The sequence below is a fragment of the Stenotrophomonas sp. STEN083 genome, assembly GCF_056759195.1.
The window spans coordinates 1-17,293 of record NZ_JBRRCU010000078.1 but is presented as its reverse complement, the minus strand read 5'-3'; the positions used below and the strand labels follow the sequence as shown (position 1 = coordinate 17,293).

Genomic DNA, 17,293 nt, shown 5'->3' with positions numbered 1-17,293 from the left:
GGCCCCCCGCCCCTCGCACTCCGCCCGCCGGCGCCCGCCGCCGCGGCGCCCCCCCGCCCCCACGCCCCCCCCCCCCCCCCCCCACTACGGGGTGTCGCTGGGGATCAACGGCTGATGTAGAGCGAGAATCCCAGCCATAACGGCACTGCGTACAGCACGGCACCCAGCAAGAACAAGGCGGTCAGCAGGTGCACGCGCCAGTCATTGATACGCAGGAAAATGAGTTGCTCGATGGTGCGGCCCAGCCAGAACACGGCCATGAAAGCCAGCACCACGTGCCCCAGACGGGTATCGAGCAGTTCGCGGGTGAACGCCAGTGACAGCACGGCCATTCCCACAAACACATAGATCAGGCGCAGGTTGAGGATCTGCATGATCGCGCGGTTGGCAGCGCTGAGCTCTGCCAGCTCGTGTTTCCAGCCGAACAAGCGCCAAAACGCGAGGTGGAACAGGGCAAAGGCCAGGCAGTGCAATCCGCCGAAGCGCAGCATCCATTCCGCGGTCTGCATGCGTCAGCCTCCGCCGCGGCTGGGGCGTGGCGATACCCACATCGCGATGATGGCTTGGAAGACCTCGGTACCGGCGGCATCGGTGACGCTGACCTGCACCGGCAAATCGTAGCCGTGATCGGCGCTGATGATGGGCTGCTGCGGGGTTGCCACCGCCTTCAACACGCCCAGCGCCTTGGCCTGGTACTTCACTTCCATGCCCTTGGGGATCCAGCGCATGTCAGCCGGCAGGCTGGCATCGACCATCACCCCGCCGACCAGTTCGGCAAGATTGCACATCGCGATCGCATGCACCGTACCGATATGGTTGCTGATACGACGGCGCTGGCGGATCACGCCTTCGCAACGACCCGGCTCCAGCGCAGTGATGGTTGGCGAGATGCTGGCGAAGTAGGGTGCCTTGAAGCAGACCGCACGCGAGAACAGCCAGTTGCCGGCGGGCCAGCGGGTAAAGCGACGGTATAGCGAGAGCAAAGGCGCAGTCATGGCATGGTGTCCTGATATGAAAACGGCGGGCACATGGCCCGCCGTCGATACTGCATGTGGATTGGCTTACGCGGCCTGCTGCGGCTGCGGGCGCTGCTTGCCCGGCAGGTCGTAGTAGCCGGCCGAACGCAGTTCGTGCGGTTCGAAGTCGTCCACGGTGATGGTATCCATGGTCAGCTCGCGCAGCTCTTCCAGCAGCTTGCGCTCGTCCTGGGTGATCACGCCCTCGGCCACCGCTTCGTCGAGCTGGGTGGCAAAGGTCAGCGCTTCGATGCCCTTGGTCTTCAGCGCCTTGATGAACTTGCGTTCCACCGGCTCGGCCATGATCGCCTTGGACAGGTAGCTGTTGATGCGGCCACCCGGGTTGTTCTCGCACGGGGTCAGGAACACGCCCTGGGCCAGACGGTCACGCGCTTCGCCCGGTGCCATCAAGGTGGCGGCAACGCGCCGGCTCAGGCGATCGCCCGGGGCTTCGGCACGACGGCCGAACGGGAAGATCAGCGCCCACATCAGCCAGCCGATCGGACGGATCGGGAAGTTGCGCAGGGCAGCCGACAGCGATTCCTCGATCTTGTGCACGCTGTCGTGGAAGGCCCAGGCCAGCAGCGGCTGGTCAGCGCTCGGTGCGCCTTCATCGTGGTAACGCTTGAGCATGGCGCTGGTCATGTAGATGTGGCTGAGCACATCGCCCAGGCGACCAGACAGCGATTCCTTGAACTTGAGCTTGCCGCCGAGCGTCATCATCGAGATGTCGGCCATCAATGCAAGGTTGGCCGAGTAACGGTCGAGCTTGCGGAAGTAGCGGCGGGTGTAAGCGTCGCCCGGGGCGGCACCGAAGCGCGCGCCGGTCAAGCCGAACCACAGCGAACGCACGGCATTGGAGATGCCGAAGCGGACGTGGCCGAACAGCGCCTGGTCGAATTCACGCAGGCCGGCCTTGCGGTCTTCATCCTGCGCGGCCTTCATTTCCTTCAGCACCCACGGGTGGCAGAGGATGGCGCCTTGGCCGAAGATCAGCAGCGATCGGGTCATGATGTTGGCACCTTCCACCGTGATGGCGATCGGTGCGGCCTGCCAGCTGCGGCCGGCAAAGTTGCGCGGCCCGAGGATGATGCCCTTGCCGCCGATCACGTCCATCACGTCGGAAATGACTTCGCGGCTCATGTTGGTGCAGTGGTACTTGGCAATCGCCGACGGCACCGACGGCACGTCGCCACGGTCAACCGCAGCTGCGGTGGCCTGCGACAGCGCGCTGATCTTGTAGGCCTTGCCGCCGATGCGGGCCAGCGCTTCTTCAACGCCTTCGAAGCGGCCGACCGACAGGCCGAACTGCTTGCGGATGCGTGCGTAGGCACCGGTCACCACCGCGCCGGCCTTGGCACCACCGGAAGCGGTGGAGGGCAGGGTGATGGAGCGGCCAACGGCCAGGCATTCGTTGAGCATGTTCCAGCCCAGGCCGCGCTTCTCGGCGCCACCAATCAGCTGGCTCATCGGGATGAACACGTCCTTGCCGCGGATCGGGCCGTTCTGGAAGGTGGAGTTCAGCGGGAAGTGGCGGCGGCCGATCTCCACGCCATCGGTGTCACGCGGCAGCAGCGCCAGGGTGATGCCGATGTCCTTGGTGTCGCCGAGCAGGCCGTCCGGGTCGTACATGCGGAAGGCCATGCCGATCAGGGTCGCGACCGGGGCCAGGGTGATGTAGCGCTTGTCGAAGGTCAGCTTCAGGCCCAGTACTTCCTCGCCCTTCCACATACCCTTGCAGACGATGCCGAAGTCGGGAATCGAGGTGGCATCGGAGCCGGCGAACGGGCCGGTCAGGCCGAAGCACGGCACTTCCTGGCCAATGGCCAGGCGCGGCAGGTAGTAATCCTTCTGCTCCTGGGTGCCGTAGTGGTTGAGTAGTTCACCCGGACCCAGCGAGTTCGGCACGCCGACGGTGGAGCTGACCACGCTCGACACCGAGGCCAGCTTCTGGATGACCTTGTGGTGGGCCAGCGCGCTGAAGCCCAGGCCGCCGTATTCCTTCGGGATGATCATGCCGAAGAACTTGTTCTTCTTGATGTAGTCCCACAGTTCCGGCGGCAGGTCGGCGTGGACGTGGGTGATCTCGAAGTCGTTGACCATCTTGCACAGTTCTTCCACCGGGCCATCCATGAAGGCCTGTTCTTCGGCGGTGAGCTGCGGCTTGGGGTAGTTGAGCAGGATGTTCCAGTCCGGGTCGCCGGTGAACAGCTCGCCTTCAAAACCGACCGAGCCGGTTTCCAGGGCGATGCGCTCGGTCTTGGACAGCGGCGGCAGCACCTTGCGGAACACGCCCATGAACGGTGCGGTGATCAGCGGCTTGCGCAGGAATGGCAGCAGCACCGGCACGCAGATCAGCGCAACGATGGCGGCAGCGACGATGATCGCGGTCTGGTTGACGCCGGCAAACCAGCAGATGGCCAGGGCCACCACGCTGATGAGCGTCCATACGACCAGTCGCATGCGGTGGTAGGCAACAAAGGCACCTGCAAGCAGCAGGGCCAGGAAAGGTACGACGATGCTCATGGACGTGCTCCGGTAACGTGCTCGGTTCGGGCGGACGCTGCGGAAGGCAGTGCGTCCAGATAGTTCAACACAGCGGCGGTAAACGCATTGTTGTCATCGCCGGCCACCATGTGGGTGGCGTGGGGCAGATGGACATGCTGTGCGTGCGGCACCAGCGCCATGAATTCTTCGACGGTCTGCGGCGAGACCAGGTCACTGCGGCCGCCGCTGACCAGTAGCAGCGGGCATTGCACTTGCCGTGCGGCGTCGGCAATCACGCCCTGGTGTTGCTCGCTGTCGCGTGCCAGTTCGTTGACCAGGCGCGGGTCCCAGTGCCAGTTCCAACGGCCGTCCTTGCTTGGGCGCAGCAGCGCACGCAACGAATCTTCGCTCTTGCGTGGGCGGTGCGGCATATAGGCGGAGATGGTGTCGGCTGCCGCTTGCAGCGAGGCGAAACCGTGCGGATGCGCGCTCATGAAAGCGAGGATGCGCTCGACGCCGCTGGTTTCCCAGCGCGGGGTGATGTCCACCAGCACCATCGCCGAGAACAGGCCCGGCCAACGCGCTTCGGCCATCAGGCCGAACAGGCCGCCCATCGAAGCGGCGACCAGCACGGGCGGGCGCGGCAGCTCGCCGGCGACTACGATCAGGTCATCGGTGAACTGATCGCCGTGGTAGGGCAGATCGCTGGCATTCCAGTCCGAATCGCCATGGCCGCGCGCGTCATAGCTGAGCGTGGCGTGGCCTTCGGCGTTAAGCGTTTCTGCAGTTGCAGTCCATGCGCCGCGGGTCTGGCCGAAGCCATGCGCGAACAGGATGCAGGGTTGTTTTCCGCTGGTTCTGGACGCGCCCAGGCCAGCGCCATGCGCGCCTTCCAGTCGGATCTCTTCAGGGGTAACAACAATAGGAGTTGGCGTAACCATACCTGATGGTATGGAATGGCTTGAATGACTGTCAATACCTATGAGTATGGAAATGCTGACTGGGGCGGATGAGGGCGCCAGGTTTGATCATTTATTTGCCAGATTGTCCGTATTTTTATTGTCTACATACTGCAACCAGTCCCCGCCGTATGGTTAAATCTGCCCATGAACGATTCTTCAGTTTCCAGCACCGAGTCCCGCAGCACGCGGAACAGCCGACTGAGCGCGGACGACTGGGCGCAAGCGGCCTTGGACCTGATCGCTGAACAGGGTGTTGGCGCAGTGGCGGTGGAGCCGTTGGCGCGCCGCCTCGGCGTGACCAAGGGTAGTTTTTATTGGCATTTCCCCTCGCGTGACGCGCTGTTGCAAGCGGCCTTGGAGCGCTGGGAAGTCGTCGAGCAGCAGCAGGTTTTCGGCAGCCTGGAAGAGGTGCCTGATCCGCGTACGCGGTTGCGCGCGCTGTTCCAGTTGGTTGCGCATGAAGTCACCCCGCACGTGATCTACAGCGAGCTGCTCAAGGCCTTGGACAACCCGATGGTGCGGCCGGTCATCGACCGTGTCTCGCAGCGGCGGATGGAATACCTGATCGCCTCGTTCCGCCAGGCTGGTCTGAGTTCCACCGATGCGCGTCACCGCGCACGTCTGGCCTATGCAGCCTATGTCGGCTTCCTGCAACTGTCGTTGCAGCTGCAGCAACCCAAGCAGGCGCGCGAAGATTTCGAGGCCTATGTCGAGCATGTGATCGAGACGTTGATTCCGAACGGCTGAGTCCGATCTGGAAAAGACATGTGGCGGCTGGTGGTGCCGTCGACGTATCGTCGGTGCCAGATTGTGAGTGAGGGGCCTCTGGCGGCCTCGGCAGTGCCGCCGAGGTGGCTATTTGCCATGGCCTGAGCTGCCGGGCTTGCATGAGATTCTGTATCGGTTTCGAATTCCAGATCCAGATCCAGAACCAATCTAGATTGCTTTGCAGCTAAAGAACAACGGCCCCGATGGGGGCCGTTGTTGTATTGCGTTATCGACGGATCGATCAGAACTTCTGCGTGTACTTCATGTACAAGAAGCGGCCGATGTCAAACTGGCTCGGGTTCGAGAAGCCGCTCACCGGCTGCGTAAACAGCAGGCTCATCTTCTTGTCGAACACGTTGTTCACACCAACAGCAAACGTGGCGTTCCAAGCCATGTTCATGCGCAGCTGCACGTCATGATAAGTGACCGCGCCGTTGCGGTTCTGCGGCAGCTCGTTGCCTTCGCGATCCACGTAGTCCGGATCGTTGCAGCGATCGGCGAAGTAGCATTCCTCCTTCGTGCCGGAGTAATAGCGTGCAGTCCAGCTGGCGCCGAAGTCACCCAGATCCCAATCGAGCTTCGCTACCGAACGGATGCGATAGTTCTCGCCAAAACCAACCTGCGGCTGTGGCTGGGTGTTCTCGGTGCTGTCCGACTTGATCTCGAACTTGCTGTAGTACGTGCTCTGCCAGTTGATGCCAAAGCGACCGAAGCGGGTTTCCGGAAGCACGTAGTTCACTTCCAGGTCATAGCCTTCGATGTCCCAGTAACCAGCATTACGCGTGGTGCGGGTCAGCGTGTTGACCACGCCGTCGGCGTCACGGGTGAACATCGCGCACTGGCTGCTGATGTTGTACACATAGCAGTCATTGAGGATGCCGCCCGCGGTGAACGAGGTGATCACGTTGTCGATGCGGGTGCGCCAGAAGTCCAGCGAGATGCCCAGTCCATCAACGTAGCTGGGGCTATACACCAAGCCCAGGCTGCGGCTGATCGCCCGTTCCGGGGTCAAGGTCGCGTCCGAGCCCGACAGGAACGGTACGCCGCTCTGGCCGCCGTAGTTCAACGTGCCGCCCTGGCCGGTCTGCTGGAAGCCGAGGACACCCGGATCGTCGGCGTACTCCTTGGAGTCATAACCGGCAATTGCAGCTTGGCAGCGTGCAAACACAGCCGGGTTATTGGCAGCGGCGCCGCTGACGGTGTCGCAAGGGTCGCTGTAGTAATCAAACGTCTGGCCGAGGCCGCCGTACAGGTCCGAGATTGCCGGTGCACGGAAACCCTGTGCCCAGGTGCCGCGTACCAACAGGTCATTGATCGGCTTCCAGCGGAAGCTGAACTTGCTGTTGACGGTGTCGCCAAAGGCGTCGTAGTCCGAGTAGCGGCTGGCGATGTTGATTGCCAGTTCCTGTGCGCCCGGGAGCTCGCGCAGCAGGGGGATATCGGCTTCGAAGTAGAGCTCGTCTACCGAGTAGCCACCGGAGGTCGGCTTGGTGGCGAGGTTGGTGCTGTAGCCAGACTGCGACAGTGCGTCAGGCACATACTCACCGCTGTTCTTGCGGTGGTTGAAACCAACCGCCAGACCCAGATCACCGCCCGGCAGCGTAGCTACAGTACCGCTGAGGTTGGCGAAGTAGTCATCGCTACGGGTTTCGGCGGTGCCAACGGTGTTCAGGAAGAAGCGATCCTGGATACGCGGATCCATCAAGGAGTAGTCGCCAGAGGACAGGACCGGGCTCCACGGTGTGCACTGGTCAAGCGAAATCGGGTTGGCTGCGGTACCGCACTGCACCTGGCCATTGCCGTTCATGAATGACGGGCCCACTGCTTGAGCAACAGCCAGCTTGTTGAAGTCGCCGCGTGCGGAAATGGTGGCATCGCTACGAGCGTAGGTGTAGCCAGCATCCCAATCCCAGAAGCGCTCGCCAACGCCGAACGAACCTTCAACTGCAGCGGTGAAGCGATAGGTGTCGAGCTTGCGATCGGTGACGCGCGGCACTTCCCAGCCGCGACGGCGGAAATTGGTTGCAACGCCGGTCGGATTGAAATAGCTGTCTTCCGAGATCGGAGTCTGCACGTCCGGCGCGCCGCTCTGGTACGGGTAGCCTGCAACCTGGATGTTGGTTTCGCGACGGTTGTAATTCGCTTCAACATTCAGGTTGATCGAGTCGGTCAACTCGAACTGTGCGGTGGTGAAGATCGACTGACGCTTGATGCCGGTCCTGGCCATCATCTGCTGAGCGGCAACACTGGTGTCACCACCCGGACCGTTTACCTGTGCGCGGTAATCGTCGAGGTTGGTCGGATCACCGCCATCCTTGAGTACCCACCAGCCACCGCGCCCCGGAATCTTGATGTTGCCGATGGCGCCGACGGAGGTATAGCTGTATGCCGGATAGCCCGGATAGGTATCAGCTGCCCACCAGCGATCACGGGCCCAAACCGGGTCTTCTTCGTCGTACTGTGCGCCGAAGGTGATCGAGGAGCGCTCGCCAGCTGCACCCATTACGAAATAGGCCGACTTCTGGCCGCCGTCGCCTTCACCAAACTGGCCCATGTAGCCGCCGGCTTCAGCGCCTTCGAAGTTCTTGCGGGTGATGACGTTGATCACGCCTGCGATCGCATCGGAACCGTACAGTGCTGATGCACCATCCTTCAGTACTTCAATGCGCTCTACCATGCCGGACGGAATCGTCGACAGATCCTGCAGGCCATCATTGTTGGCGGCCAGACGGCGACCGTTCAGCAGCACCAGGGTGCGCGAGGGGCCAAGGTTGTGCAGGTCGATGTAGGTGCCGCCCGGGCTTTCGCCGGAGTTCAGGGGGGCGCTGCGGCTCAATGCCGGGGAGCCGGTTGCAGCGATCTGCTGCAGGATGTCGCCAACGGACTGTGCGCCCTGCTTTTCAATGGTGTCGCGGGTGATGGTAACGACCGGCTGTGCGCTTTCGAGGTCGACCTTGCGGATACGCGAACCAGTGACCTCAATGCGGTCCAGGTTGGTTGCGCCTTTTTCGGCTTCCTGGGCATAGGCCGTACCGGCCGTGCCGGCGCTTGCGACAAGCGCAAGTAAAACTGCATCGCGCAGTTTGTTGGTCTTGCAAATCATGGGTTCTCTCTCTCTGCCAAGTGGACTTGGTATAGCTGGTTTGGCCGCTGGTGGATCCGAAATGCGGATCCAAAACCATGGGCTTGGGACCGATAGTACTTGCGACTGCAAATAAATTAAAGATTGGTTAATGAAGTTGTGGAATTTACTCCAATTCAGCAAAGTCGATCCTGGGGGTTGGGCCTGATAGTTGCTGCAACGCAAAACGCCCCGACGGGCGGGGCGCTTTCCAGATCAGGCTATGGAAGGTGTATTACAGGTCTTGTTCGTAACGGACGTACGGGATTGCTCCGTCGTCATTGCTTTCGTTACGTGGCGAGAACGGGTTTTTGCCACGGGTGATCACGTTTTCAGCGCCGACCGTGAGCTGGCCGCTCCACGGGGTGCGCCAGGTGATGCCCAGACCCAGGCCTTCCCATTTGCCGCTGTGGCCCGGGGCGTCGACCACGCGGCCGATCACATTGGCGCTGAAGGCGCCATAGCCGCCGCCTACGCTCAGGCTCTTGCTGTCCCACTGGTCGGCAATTGCCGGGGCGGCGTCGGTCAATGGGACCAGGCGTGCCTTGGCGTAGGTGCCACCGATGGAGACAAAGCCTTCGCGGCCGATGTTTTTCTGGCCAAATACAGTCAGGTCGTTCTGTTCGACGCGCGCTGCGCCAGCTTTGCCGCCGTTCGACAACCATGCCGGAAGCGTGTCGCGGCCCGTGCCGGCGGTAATACCAACGCGGCCGCCGGGGCGGTTGAATGCGGTGGTGGCAGAGATATGACGATCATTGTCATCGTCGTCATCGCCCAGGCTGGCGAGCATGCAATGGCTGGCAAGGCCACCAATGCTGCTGCCGCCGCTGCCGTTGCAGAGCAGGCCGAGCGAGTCGCCGGAGGACAGGCCAAAGGCCGCATCCAGCGAGCTACGGCCGAAATTCCAGCGCGCGCCGACGTTCTGGGTGCCGGTTGGCTCCAGATAGAGCAGGGCTTCGACCTTGCCACTACCGCGGTTCCAAACCGGTAACACGGTGCTGTCCACTGCGCGGGGCTTGCTCTGCGCATGCGCGCCCGTGACCACGCCAAGGGCGATCATCAGGGCAAGCGGTAGGCGCAGTAATGCGTTCATGGACTCAGTAAGACCCCGTGTGCGCCAGGAAGTTCCCGGCGCGTGAGTTCTCGATCCTATGCGGTTTATGGTTTCTTAACAAGTCTTCGCCCTCCCCAGAACGTAACTCGTTGGACCGTTATTGCAGCCGCTCGGGAGCTGGCTGGTTGGCCGGTGTGGAACTGAACAATACGCCGAATTCTGCTAATGGGAAGTGATATTCCTGACCGCAGAACTCGCAGCGTACTTCGACCTGACCGCTGGGCTCGGCGGCGGCCCGGGCTTCCTCCTCGCCAAGTGACTGCAGCATCGCGCTGACCCGCTCGCGCGAGCAGGAGCAGCCAAAGCTCAGGGCCTTGTCGCCAACTAGTTGCGGATTCTCCTCATGGAACAGCCGGTGCAGCAGCTCGCTGCCCGGCAGCGCCAGCAGTTCGTCGCGGCCAAGGGTGTCAAACAGCGCGCCAGCGCGGACCCAGCCATCCTCGTCGCCCTCATCGCCTGGCAGTTTCTGCAGCAGCAGGCCGGCGGCATGCTCGCCGTCGCTGGCCAGCAACAGGCGCGTCGGCAGCTGCTCGGAGTGGCGGAAATAGTCCTCGAAGGCCTCGTCCAGGTTGTCGCCGGTGAGGCCAACCAGGCTCTGGTAGCGCTGTGGTTCGCGCGGGTCCAGACCCGGGTTTTCAATGGTGATGGCGAGCAGGGCGTCTTCGCCGAGGCCTGCCAGGGTGGTTGGGGCGTCGTCGCCGTCGCTCAGCTGGACAATTCCGCGCAGGGTGCCAGCCGAGGTGCATTCGGAGAACAGCGCGCGCAGAGCGGTGCTGCTGCGAAGCTGAATGGACAGCCGCCCGTCGACCTTGGTGTGGCCGGTGAACAGTGCCGAGGCAACGCTGGCCTCGCCCAGCAGCCGCGCTGCAGTGGCGGGATAGTCGCCGTGGGACAGGATTTCGCGCCAGCTTTGGCCCAGCCGGACATGGACGCCACGGACGCCGGCGTCGGGCAGGAGGAAGCGGACAAGCAGGTCGGAGGTGTCAGTCATGGGGCTGGATCTACGCGAGTTGGGGCCGGTGCCGGATAATGCGCCGGACAAAAGGTTTTGCAAGGTGGATAACAATGGGGGCGGAGCAGGCCGAGCTCAAGGTGGAGCAGGGGGCAGGTGCGGGAACAGTGCGTAGGCGGCGCTGGGTTCGGTGGTTGCTTTGGGCGCCGGTAGCGTTTGTGGTGTTCAGCGTCTTGCAGGTTTTGGTGCTGCGCTTCGTCGACCCGCCGTTTTCCACGGTGATGGTGTTCCGGCAGATGGAGGCGCTGGCGCAGGGGGACTGGAAGTTCCGCATCCGCTACCAATGGCGTGATCTGGACCAGATGGCGCGCAGCGTGCCGATATCGTTGGTGGCGGCGGAGGACCAGCGGTTCCCGGACCACAATGGTTTCGACCTGCGGGCGATTGAAAAGGCACGCAAGCACAACGAGCGCGGTGGGCGCCTGCGCGGTGCCAGTACCATCAGTCAGCAGACCGCCAAGAACGTGTTTCTGTGGCAGGGCCGCAGTTGGCTGCGCAAGGGCCTGGAGGTCTGGTACACGGTGCTGATCGAGGCGCTGTGGCCGAAGCAGCGGATCATTGAGATGTACGCCAACGTGGCCGAGTTTGGTGACGGCATTTACGGGGTGCAGGCAGCATCGCGCGCCTATTGGGGCAAGGATGCTGCGCGTCTGAGTCCTGCCGAGAGCGCGAGGTTGGCGGCTGTGCTGCCGTCACCGCGGCGTTACAACGCGGCCAAGCCCGGACCTTATGTGCAGCGTCGCGCTGCCTGGATTCAACGGCAGGCGCGCCAGCTGGGTGGGGCAGACTATGTCGACGACGGTAATTGATCTCACGGCTGTTGTTAGACTTTGCCAATGAATACGCCAGAACGCCTGACCCTGCTGATCACCGCTTTCAACGAGCAGGAGGCGTTGCCGCAGCTGCATCCGCGGCTGTGTGCGCAGCTACAGGCGCTGGAAGGCGATGTTGATGGCCGCATTCTGTATGTCGATGACGGCAGCAGTGACGCGACCTGGGCAGTGATGCAGCAACTCGCGGCGCAGGAGCCACGGGTTTCGGTGCTACGCCTGTCGCGTAATTTCGGCAAGGAAATCGCCTTGACCGCCGGGCTGGACTTCATTGAAGAGGGTGCGGTGATCCTGTTCGATGCCGATGGTCAGGATCCGCCGGAGATGATTCCGCAGTTCGTTGCGCTATGGCAGCAAGGCTATGACGATGTGTACGGCACGCGTTTGGAGCGCGGTGGTGACGGCTGGCTGAAGCGGTTTACTGCGGCGGCTTTCTATCGGGTAATGGGACGTTTGTCGAAAACACCGATTCCGGCCGATACCGGTGATTTCCGCCTGCTTTCGCCGCGCGCGCTGGCCGGCTTGCGGCAGCTGCGCGAGCGCCATCGTTTCATGAAAGGACTGTTCGGTTGGGTTGGCTATAACCGGGTTGCACTGCCTTATCGACGTGAGCCGCGTTTGGCCGGCAACAGCAAGTTCGGCTTCTGGAAGCTGTGGAACTTCGCGCTGGAAGGCATCACCAGCTTCTCCACCGCGCCGTTGCGGGTGGCGACCTATCTGGGTCTGTTCACCGCTGCTGGCGCTTTTGGGTTTGCGATATGGGTGATCGGCAAGGCCGCGCTGTATGGCGACCGGGTCGCAGGCTGGCCGACGATGATGGCGGTGATCCTGTTCCTGGGCGGGGTGCAGCTGATCGCGCTGGGCCTGATCGGCGAATACCTGGGGCGGATGTACATGGAAGCCAAGCAGCGGCCTTTGTACCTGATCGATACCTGGCAGCCGGGGAACGTGGCAGTATCTGCCCCATTCGCCAGCGCAGGAGAACGCCATGCAGACCGTTCGACAGTTGCTAGGGGCCAAGTCCCCTGAGATCCACGCGGTGCCGCCGGATGTGCCGGTGGTGCAGGCGATCAGGCTGATGGCCGAGAAAGGCATCGGTGCTGTACTGGTGATGGACGGCCGCAAACTTGTCGGCATCCTCTCCGAGCGCGACTACGCACGCAAGATCGTGCTGATGGACCGCTCTTCGGCAACCACGCCGGTACGCGAGATCATGACTGCCGAGCTGGTCACCGTGGCGCCAACGGTGACGGTGGAGCAGTGCCTGGAGCTGGTGACCAATCGGCGCATCCGTCATTTGCCGGTGCTGGACGGTGACGAAGTGGTGGGTGTGATCTCGATTGGCGACCTGGTCAAATCGGTGATCGAAGCGCAGCGCCTTGAGCTGGGGCAGCTGCAGCAGTACATCACCGGCACCTGAAGCGGTTGGCGCTACCTGGCGTAGCGTCCGCCGCATTCCACGTCCTTGCCCGGCCCCGTCTCGATGGTGGCCAGCAGTGCTGCGGGCGGGGCGATATTGGCCAAGGTCAGGGCAATCGCGCCGCGCAGGCCCAGTGCCTTGAAATCAGGGCGGAAGGACGGGTCCTTGAAGCTGCCGCCGATACGCAGCGGTGAGCGCAGCGCGAGGATGCTTATATCTTTCGGCCGCGGTCGCAGCAGCAGGTTCAGCTGTTCCTGCTTGAGATCGATTGTGCCTTCGCCAATGACCAGAGTGTCGGTAGTGTCGAAGGCCAGCGCGCGTGACTGCATCGTGCCATTGCGTACGCCGAAATCAGCGAAGGCGCAGCGCAGCGGAATCTGCTTGTCGCCGCTGAACAGGAACTTCACCGATTCGGCGATATCCAGGCCTGCCAGTTCCATCAGCAGGTTGCCGATATGGCCGCGGCCCATGCCGAGGGAAACATCACCATTGCTGCTGCCGAGCATGGCAGCGATGGAGTTGCCGGTGCCACTCAGGCGGATGTCACCGCTGATGCCACCCGCGGCCTGTTCGGCAAGCTTGGCATCCGGGAACAACTGACCAAGCTGAACCCGGCGCAAGCTGGCGTTGAGCGTGGTGGCGATCTGCGGCCGGCGTGCATCCAGGCGCACGGTACTGCGGATGTCGCCGCCGGCCACGCCGAAATTGAGTGGCTCCAGGCGCAGCAGCCCATCATCCAGCAGCAGATGCGCATCCATGTCGTCCAACGGCAGCGTGGGGGCATTGATGCGCTGGGCCTTCCAGCGCACATCTGCATCCATTGCGCGCAGCTTGCCCAGGTTATAGGGCGTGTCCGGCAAGACCGTCGGTTTGGCCGCGAGTTTTGCAGCCAGCGCTTTCTGTTCTGCATTGGCCGACTCCTCGCCGCCGGTTTTTGGCGGCGCACCAATGAAACCGGCCAGGTCGTCGAAATCCAGTCGTTTGGACAGTAGATTGGCGGTCAGGCGCGGGCGCTCGCCGGCAACGTCGATTTCGACATCGCCGGCCAGATCGCTATCGCCGACTCGGCCGCTGAACTTCTCATAGCGCCAGCGTTCGTGCTCGCGTTTGAGTCGGCCATCGAGTTTGTATGGCGGCGATGAGGGGATGGCGATACCGATCAGTGGATACAGGTCCCCCAGATCCTGCCCGCTGAGTTTGAACTGCAAGTCGAATACCTGCAGCTGGAAAGGATTGGTCAAACTACCGGTGGCGATGGCGTGTGTCGCGCCGGCGCGTGCATCCATGTGGATGTGAAAGGGCTGGTCGCTGTTGCTGAGTTGCAGCGGCGACTCAGTGCCACCCTTGAGTGTGAATGCTGCACCGCGCCAGCGGCCTTTGCCGTCGACATGGATTGGAGGTGCGGTGTCAGTTTGCTTCGCTTCGCCGCTGCGTACCGCCAGATCGATGCTGCTGCGACCTGGTACATCGAGGAACTGCAACCTGCCATCGCTGATGCGCAGGCGCTGCAACTGCAATGTCTGTCCACCGCCGCCGTTGAGGAAGCTCCAGTTGCCGGGTTCGCCCTTGCGTGGAGCGGTCTGCAGCAGCACATGCGGCCGAGTGAGGCGGATCTCCGGCAGCTGCACACTGCCGCGAAGCAGTGGCCACAAGCGGATTTCGATGTCCACACGATCAGCGCTGGCCATCTGTGGTTGTTCGGCCCAGCTTGCGTTGGCAAAGGTGATGTCGTCGCCACGAATGGTGCTGGTGCGGCCAAGGTCGACGTCGAGATTGCCGATATGCAGGGCACGACCGGTGCGCGCCTGCACCGCACGTTCCACCGGCCCTTTGAACCAATTCCAATCCCACAGCAGGATCAGCACGATGCCTGCAAGCAGCACTGAGCCGACACAGGCAAGCCAGCGTTGGCTACGTTTGCCTGGGCGCTGCAGTCGCCAGCGCGATGCGGGTGGCGTAGCTGGTGGCGGGGACGTATTCACGCCACCCATCGTGGCGGCGGGCATGTTCACATCACGCGAAGCGGGCATTCGCGTGATGTGTAGAGCGCGCTTATGAGCGGCTGATGGAGGTTGCGGCTGTTACAGGATCTGCGCGGTCACCGAAACGAAGTGACAGACGCTGCCGGCAATGACGAACAGGTGCCAGATCGCATGAGAATACGGCAGTTGCTCGCGGTGATAGAACACCGTGCCCAGCGTGTAGAAGATGCCTCCGGCGAACAGCCAGCCCAGCGTCCAACCATCCAATGAATTCCACATCGGCTTGATCGCGACCACCACCAGCCAGCCCATCGCGATGTAGATCGCAGTGGAGAGCTTCTTGAAACGACCGGTGTAGAACAGTTTGAACACCACGCCAAACAGGGCAAGCGCCCAGATCGCGGTGAACATGCCCCAGCCCCAGGGGCCGCGCAGGCCGATCAGGGTGAAAGGGGTGTAGGTGCCGGCGATCAGTACGTAGATAGCGCAGTGATCGAAGATCTTCAGCCGGCCCTTTGCCACGGGGTGCTGAATCGCGTGGTACAGGGTGGAGGCGGTGTACAGCAGCAACAGCGCCACACCAAAGACAATGGCGCTGGCCAGTTGCCAGCCATCGCCATAGATCGCAGCGAGGGTGATGAGTACAGCACCACCGGCCAGTGCGCTGACCGCGCCAAGACCGTGGGTCAGGGCGCTGGCGACTTCTTCGCGGATCGATGCAGCTGTTGCAGTCATGAGGGTAATGGCACGAGCTGAGGGGAAGCCCGGAGCTGGCTATCATCACCCCGAATGGCGGCGTGTGCACGCCGCCATCGGATTTAGGCGACGGAAACCGTGTGCGCGGCTTCGCGCGTGGCGGAGAAACGCACGTCCGGCGCGCGTTCCTGGGCCAGCTGCAGGTTGACCCGGGTCGGTGCGAGGTAGACCAGGTGGCCGGCGGCATCGATGCTGAGGTTGCTGGCGTTCTTCTCGCGGAACTCCTCCAGCTTCTTGGCATTGCTGCAGGTCACCCAACGCGCGGTAATCACCGAGACCGGCTCGAACACCGCTTCCACGCCGTACTCGTCCTTCAGCCGGTAGGCGGCCACGTCGAACTGCAGCACGCCGACCGCGCCGAGGATGAGGTCGTTGCTCATCAGCGGGCGGAAGAACTGGGTAGCGCCTTCTTCGGACAGCTGGGCCAGGCCCTTCTGCAGCTGCTTGAGCTTGAGCGGATCCTTGAGGCGGGCACGGCGGAACAGCTCCGGGGCGAAGTTGGGGATGCCGGTGAAGGTGATCGCCTCGCCTTCGGTGAAGGTATCGCCGATGGAGATGGTGCCGTGGTTATGGATGCCGATCACGTCGCCCGGCCACGCCTCGGCGGCGATCTCGCGGTCGCTGGCCATGAAGGTCAGTGCGTTGGCCAGCTTCATTTCCTTGCCGGTACGCACATGGAAGGTCTTCATGCCGGCGGTGAACTTGCCAGAACAGACGCGCATGAAAGCGACGCGGTCGCGGTGCTGCGGGTCCATGTTGGCTTGGATCTTGAACACGAAGCCGGTCAGCTTGTTTTCCTGCGGGGCGATGTCGCGGCCGGTGGTGGCGCGTGTCTGCGGTGCCGGCGCGTGCTCGACGAAAAAGTCCAGCAGCGGCTGCACGCCAAAATTGTTGACACCCGAGCCGAAGAACACCGGGGTCTGTTTGCCGGCCAGGTAGGCCTCGACATCGAATGGGTGGCTGGCGCCCTGCACCAGTTCCAGTTCGTCGCGCAGGTCGGCCAGCATCTTCTCGCCGATCTTCTCGGCCAGGCCGGGGGAGTCCAGCGACGGGAAGATGGTCGAATCCTGACGGGTGAAGTTGCGGCCTTGTTCGTACAGGTGCACTTCGCCGGTGAGCAGATGCACCACGCCCTTCAGGCGCGTGCCCATGCCGATCGGCCAGGTGACCGGGGCGCATTGGATGCCGAGCACGGTTTCCACTTCATCCAGCAGGTCGATCGGCTCCTTGCCTTCGCGATCGAGCTTGTTGATGAAGGTCATGATCGGGGTGTCGCGCAGGCGGCAGACTTCCATCAACTTGATGGTCCGCTCTTCCACGCCCTTGGCCACGTCGATCACCATCAGCGCCGAGTCCACCGCGGTCAACACGCGGTAGGTGTCCTCGCCGAAGTCGGCATGGCCGGGGGTGTCGAGCAGGTTGATGATCTTGCCTTCGTACGGGAACTGCATCACCGAGGAAGTGACCGAGATGCCGCGTTCCTTTTCCAGCGCCATCCAGTCCGAGGTGGCGTGGCGCGCAGCCTTGCGGCCCTTGACCGAGCCGGCCATCTGGATCGCGCCCCCGAACAGCAACAGCTTTTCGGTCAGCGTGGTCTTACCCGCGTCAGGATGGGAGATGATGGCGAAGGTGCGGCGGCGCGCGGCTTCGGTGGCGACTTCGGACATGGCAGGAGCGCCCGCCCGGGCGCATCAGAAACGAATGAACCGGCGATTATACCTGCCGCTAGCCCGCCGATGCTGACCAGAACAGGTAGTGCCGCGCCCATGGCGGGCCGAGGGGTAGAGGGCAACAGAAAGCCCCGCAATGGGCGACCCGAAGGGGG

General features: G+C 62.8%; 14 protein-coding genes. 4 read left to right on the top strand and 10 right to left on the bottom strand.

Annotated elements, in window-relative coordinates:
- Positions 1 to 104 precede the first annotated feature (104 nt).
- The 4 genes from ACVOK8_RS17240 to ACVOK8_RS17225 all read right to left on the bottom strand — a co-directional run bounded on the left by ACVOK8_RS17240 (position 105) and on the right by ACVOK8_RS17225 (position 4,444).
- A complete protein-coding gene (locus tag ACVOK8_RS17240) occupies positions 105 to 509 on the bottom strand; it encodes a hypothetical protein (RefSeq protein ID WP_481567893.1) in 405 nt (134 codons plus the stop codon).
- A 3-nt stretch (positions 510 to 512) separates the two neighbouring features.
- Entirely contained in the window at positions 513 to 995 is a 483-nt protein-coding gene (locus ACVOK8_RS17235) for a hotdog fold domain-containing protein (protein ID WP_481567892.1), read from the bottom strand.
- 66 nt (positions 996 to 1,061) lie between these two features.
- Positions 1,062 to 3,542, bottom strand: coding sequence for an acyl-CoA dehydrogenase (locus tag ACVOK8_RS17230; RefSeq protein ID WP_481567891.1), 2,481 nt, complete (start codon positions 3,540 to 3,542; stop codon positions 1,062 to 1,064).
- Positions 3,539 to 4,444 carry an alpha/beta fold hydrolase gene (locus ACVOK8_RS17225; RefSeq protein ID WP_481567890.1) on the bottom strand — a complete coding sequence of 302 codons (906 nt, stop codon included), beginning with the start codon at positions 4,442 to 4,444 and terminating at the stop codon, positions 3,539 to 3,541. Before ACVOK8_RS17225 ends, ACVOK8_RS17230 begins: the two co-directional genes overlap by 4 nt.
- A 165-nt stretch (positions 4,445 to 4,609) precedes the next feature.
- Between ACVOK8_RS17225 and ACVOK8_RS17220 the strand changes: the two genes are divergently transcribed.
- Entirely contained in the window at positions 4,610 to 5,212 is a 603-nt protein-coding gene (locus ACVOK8_RS17220) for a TetR/AcrR family transcriptional regulator (RefSeq protein WP_303747121.1), read from the top strand.
- 262 nt (positions 5,213 to 5,474) lie between these two features.
- Here ACVOK8_RS17220 and ACVOK8_RS17215 read toward each other — a convergent pair whose 3' ends face one another.
- The 3 genes from ACVOK8_RS17215 to hslO form a co-directional block, all read right to left on the bottom strand.
- Positions 5,475 to 8,336 carry a TonB-dependent receptor plug domain-containing protein gene (locus ACVOK8_RS17215; protein WP_481567889.1) on the bottom strand — a complete coding sequence of 954 codons (2,862 nt, stop codon included), beginning with the start codon at positions 8,334 to 8,336 and terminating at the stop codon, positions 5,475 to 5,477.
- 253 nt (positions 8,337 to 8,589) lie between these two features.
- Positions 8,590 to 9,414 (bottom strand): XOO1806 family protein, encoded by an 825-nt coding sequence (locus tag ACVOK8_RS17210; RefSeq protein WP_481567895.1) that lies wholly within the window; start codon positions 9,412 to 9,414, stop codon positions 8,590 to 8,592.
- A gap of 151 nt (positions 9,415 to 9,565) precedes the next feature.
- Positions 9,566 to 10,459: an Hsp33 family molecular chaperone HslO gene (gene hslO, locus ACVOK8_RS17205; RefSeq protein ID WP_481567888.1), complete on the bottom strand. Its 894-nt coding sequence runs from the start codon at positions 10,457 to 10,459 to the stop codon at positions 9,566 to 9,568.
- 74 nt (positions 10,460 to 10,533) lie between these two features.
- Here hslO and mtgA point away from each other — a divergent pair, with 74 nt between their 5' ends.
- From mtgA to ACVOK8_RS17190, 3 genes are read left to right on the top strand one after another with little or no spacing between them, the layout of a single operon-like run.
- Positions 10,534 to 11,289, top strand: coding sequence for a monofunctional biosynthetic peptidoglycan transglycosylase (gene mtgA / locus ACVOK8_RS17200; RefSeq protein WP_481567887.1), 756 nt, complete (start codon positions 10,534 to 10,536; stop codon positions 11,287 to 11,289).
- A 27-nt stretch (positions 11,290 to 11,316) separates the two neighbouring features.
- Entirely contained in the window at positions 11,317 to 12,339 is a 1,023-nt protein-coding gene (locus ACVOK8_RS17195) for a glycosyltransferase family 2 protein (protein WP_481567886.1), read from the top strand.
- Positions 12,299 to 12,730, top strand: a complete 432-nt coding sequence (locus ACVOK8_RS17190) for a CBS domain-containing protein (RefSeq protein ID WP_481567885.1) — start codon at positions 12,299 to 12,301, stop codon at positions 12,728 to 12,730. Before ACVOK8_RS17195 ends, ACVOK8_RS17190 begins: the two co-directional genes overlap by 41 nt.
- A gap of 11 nt (positions 12,731 to 12,741) precedes the next feature.
- Here ACVOK8_RS17190 and ACVOK8_RS17185 read toward each other — a convergent pair whose 3' ends face one another.
- The 3 genes from ACVOK8_RS17185 to ACVOK8_RS17175 form a co-directional block, all read right to left on the bottom strand.
- On the bottom strand, positions 12,742 to 14,721 hold the full coding sequence (locus ACVOK8_RS17185) for an AsmA family protein (RefSeq protein WP_481567894.1): 1,980 nt from the start codon (positions 14,719 to 14,721) through the stop codon (positions 12,742 to 12,744).
- Between the two features lie 90 nt (positions 14,722 to 14,811).
- Entirely contained in the window at positions 14,812 to 15,447 is a 636-nt protein-coding gene (gene trhA / locus ACVOK8_RS17180; protein WP_481536786.1) for a PAQR family membrane homeostasis protein TrhA, read from the bottom strand.
- An 83-nt stretch (positions 15,448 to 15,530) separates the two neighbouring features.
- On the bottom strand, positions 15,531 to 17,135 hold the full coding sequence (locus tag ACVOK8_RS17175; protein WP_481567884.1) for a peptide chain release factor 3: 1,605 nt from the start codon (positions 17,133 to 17,135) through the stop codon (positions 15,531 to 15,533).
- Positions 17,136 to 17,293: the final 158 nt, after the last annotated feature.

Bases quoted from the DNA above. Each gene is read 5' to 3' on its own strand.
- ACVOK8_RS17230 (WP_481567891.1), bottom strand. From the start codon at position 3,542: ATGAGCATCGTCGTACCTTTCCTGGCCCTGCTGCTTGCAGGTGCCTTT.
- ACVOK8_RS17235 (WP_481567892.1), bottom strand. From the start codon at position 995: ATGACTGCGCCTTTGCTCTCGCTATACCGTCGCTTTACCCGCTGGCCC.
- ACVOK8_RS17195 (WP_481567886.1), top strand. From the start codon at position 11,317: ATGAATACGCCAGAACGCCTGACCCTGCTGATCACCGCTTTCAACGAG.
- ACVOK8_RS17225 (WP_481567890.1), bottom strand. From the start codon at position 4,444: ATGGTTACGCCAACTCCTATTGTTGTTACCCCTGAAGAGATCCGACTG.
- ACVOK8_RS17210 (WP_481567895.1), bottom strand. From the start codon at position 9,414: ATGATCGCCCTTGGCGTGGTCACGGGCGCGCATGCGCAGAGCAAGCCC.
- ACVOK8_RS17240 (WP_481567893.1), bottom strand. From the start codon at position 509: ATGCAGACCGCGGAATGGATGCTGCGCTTCGGCGGATTGCACTGCCTG.
- hslO (WP_481567888.1), bottom strand. From the start codon at position 10,459: ATGACTGACACCTCCGACCTGCTTGTCCGCTTCCTCCTGCCCGACGCC.
- ACVOK8_RS17185 (WP_481567894.1), bottom strand. From the start codon at position 14,721: ATGGGTGGCGTGAATACGTCCCCGCCACCAGCTACGCCACCCGCATCG.
- ACVOK8_RS17175 (WP_481567884.1), bottom strand. From the start codon at position 17,135: ATGTCCGAAGTCGCCACCGAAGCCGCGCGCCGCCGCACCTTCGCCATC.
- ACVOK8_RS17215 (WP_481567889.1), bottom strand. From the start codon at position 8,336: ATGATTTGCAAGACCAACAAACTGCGCGATGCAGTTTTACTTGCGCTT.
- mtgA (WP_481567887.1), top strand. From the start codon at position 10,534: ATGGGGGCGGAGCAGGCCGAGCTCAAGGTGGAGCAGGGGGCAGGTGCG.
- ACVOK8_RS17220 (WP_303747121.1), top strand. From the start codon at position 4,610: ATGAACGATTCTTCAGTTTCCAGCACCGAGTCCCGCAGCACGCGGAAC.
- trhA (WP_481536786.1), bottom strand. From the start codon at position 15,447: ATGACTGCAACAGCTGCATCGATCCGCGAAGAAGTCGCCAGCGCCCTG.
- ACVOK8_RS17190 (WP_481567885.1), top strand. From the start codon at position 12,299: ATGCAGACCGTTCGACAGTTGCTAGGGGCCAAGTCCCCTGAGATCCAC.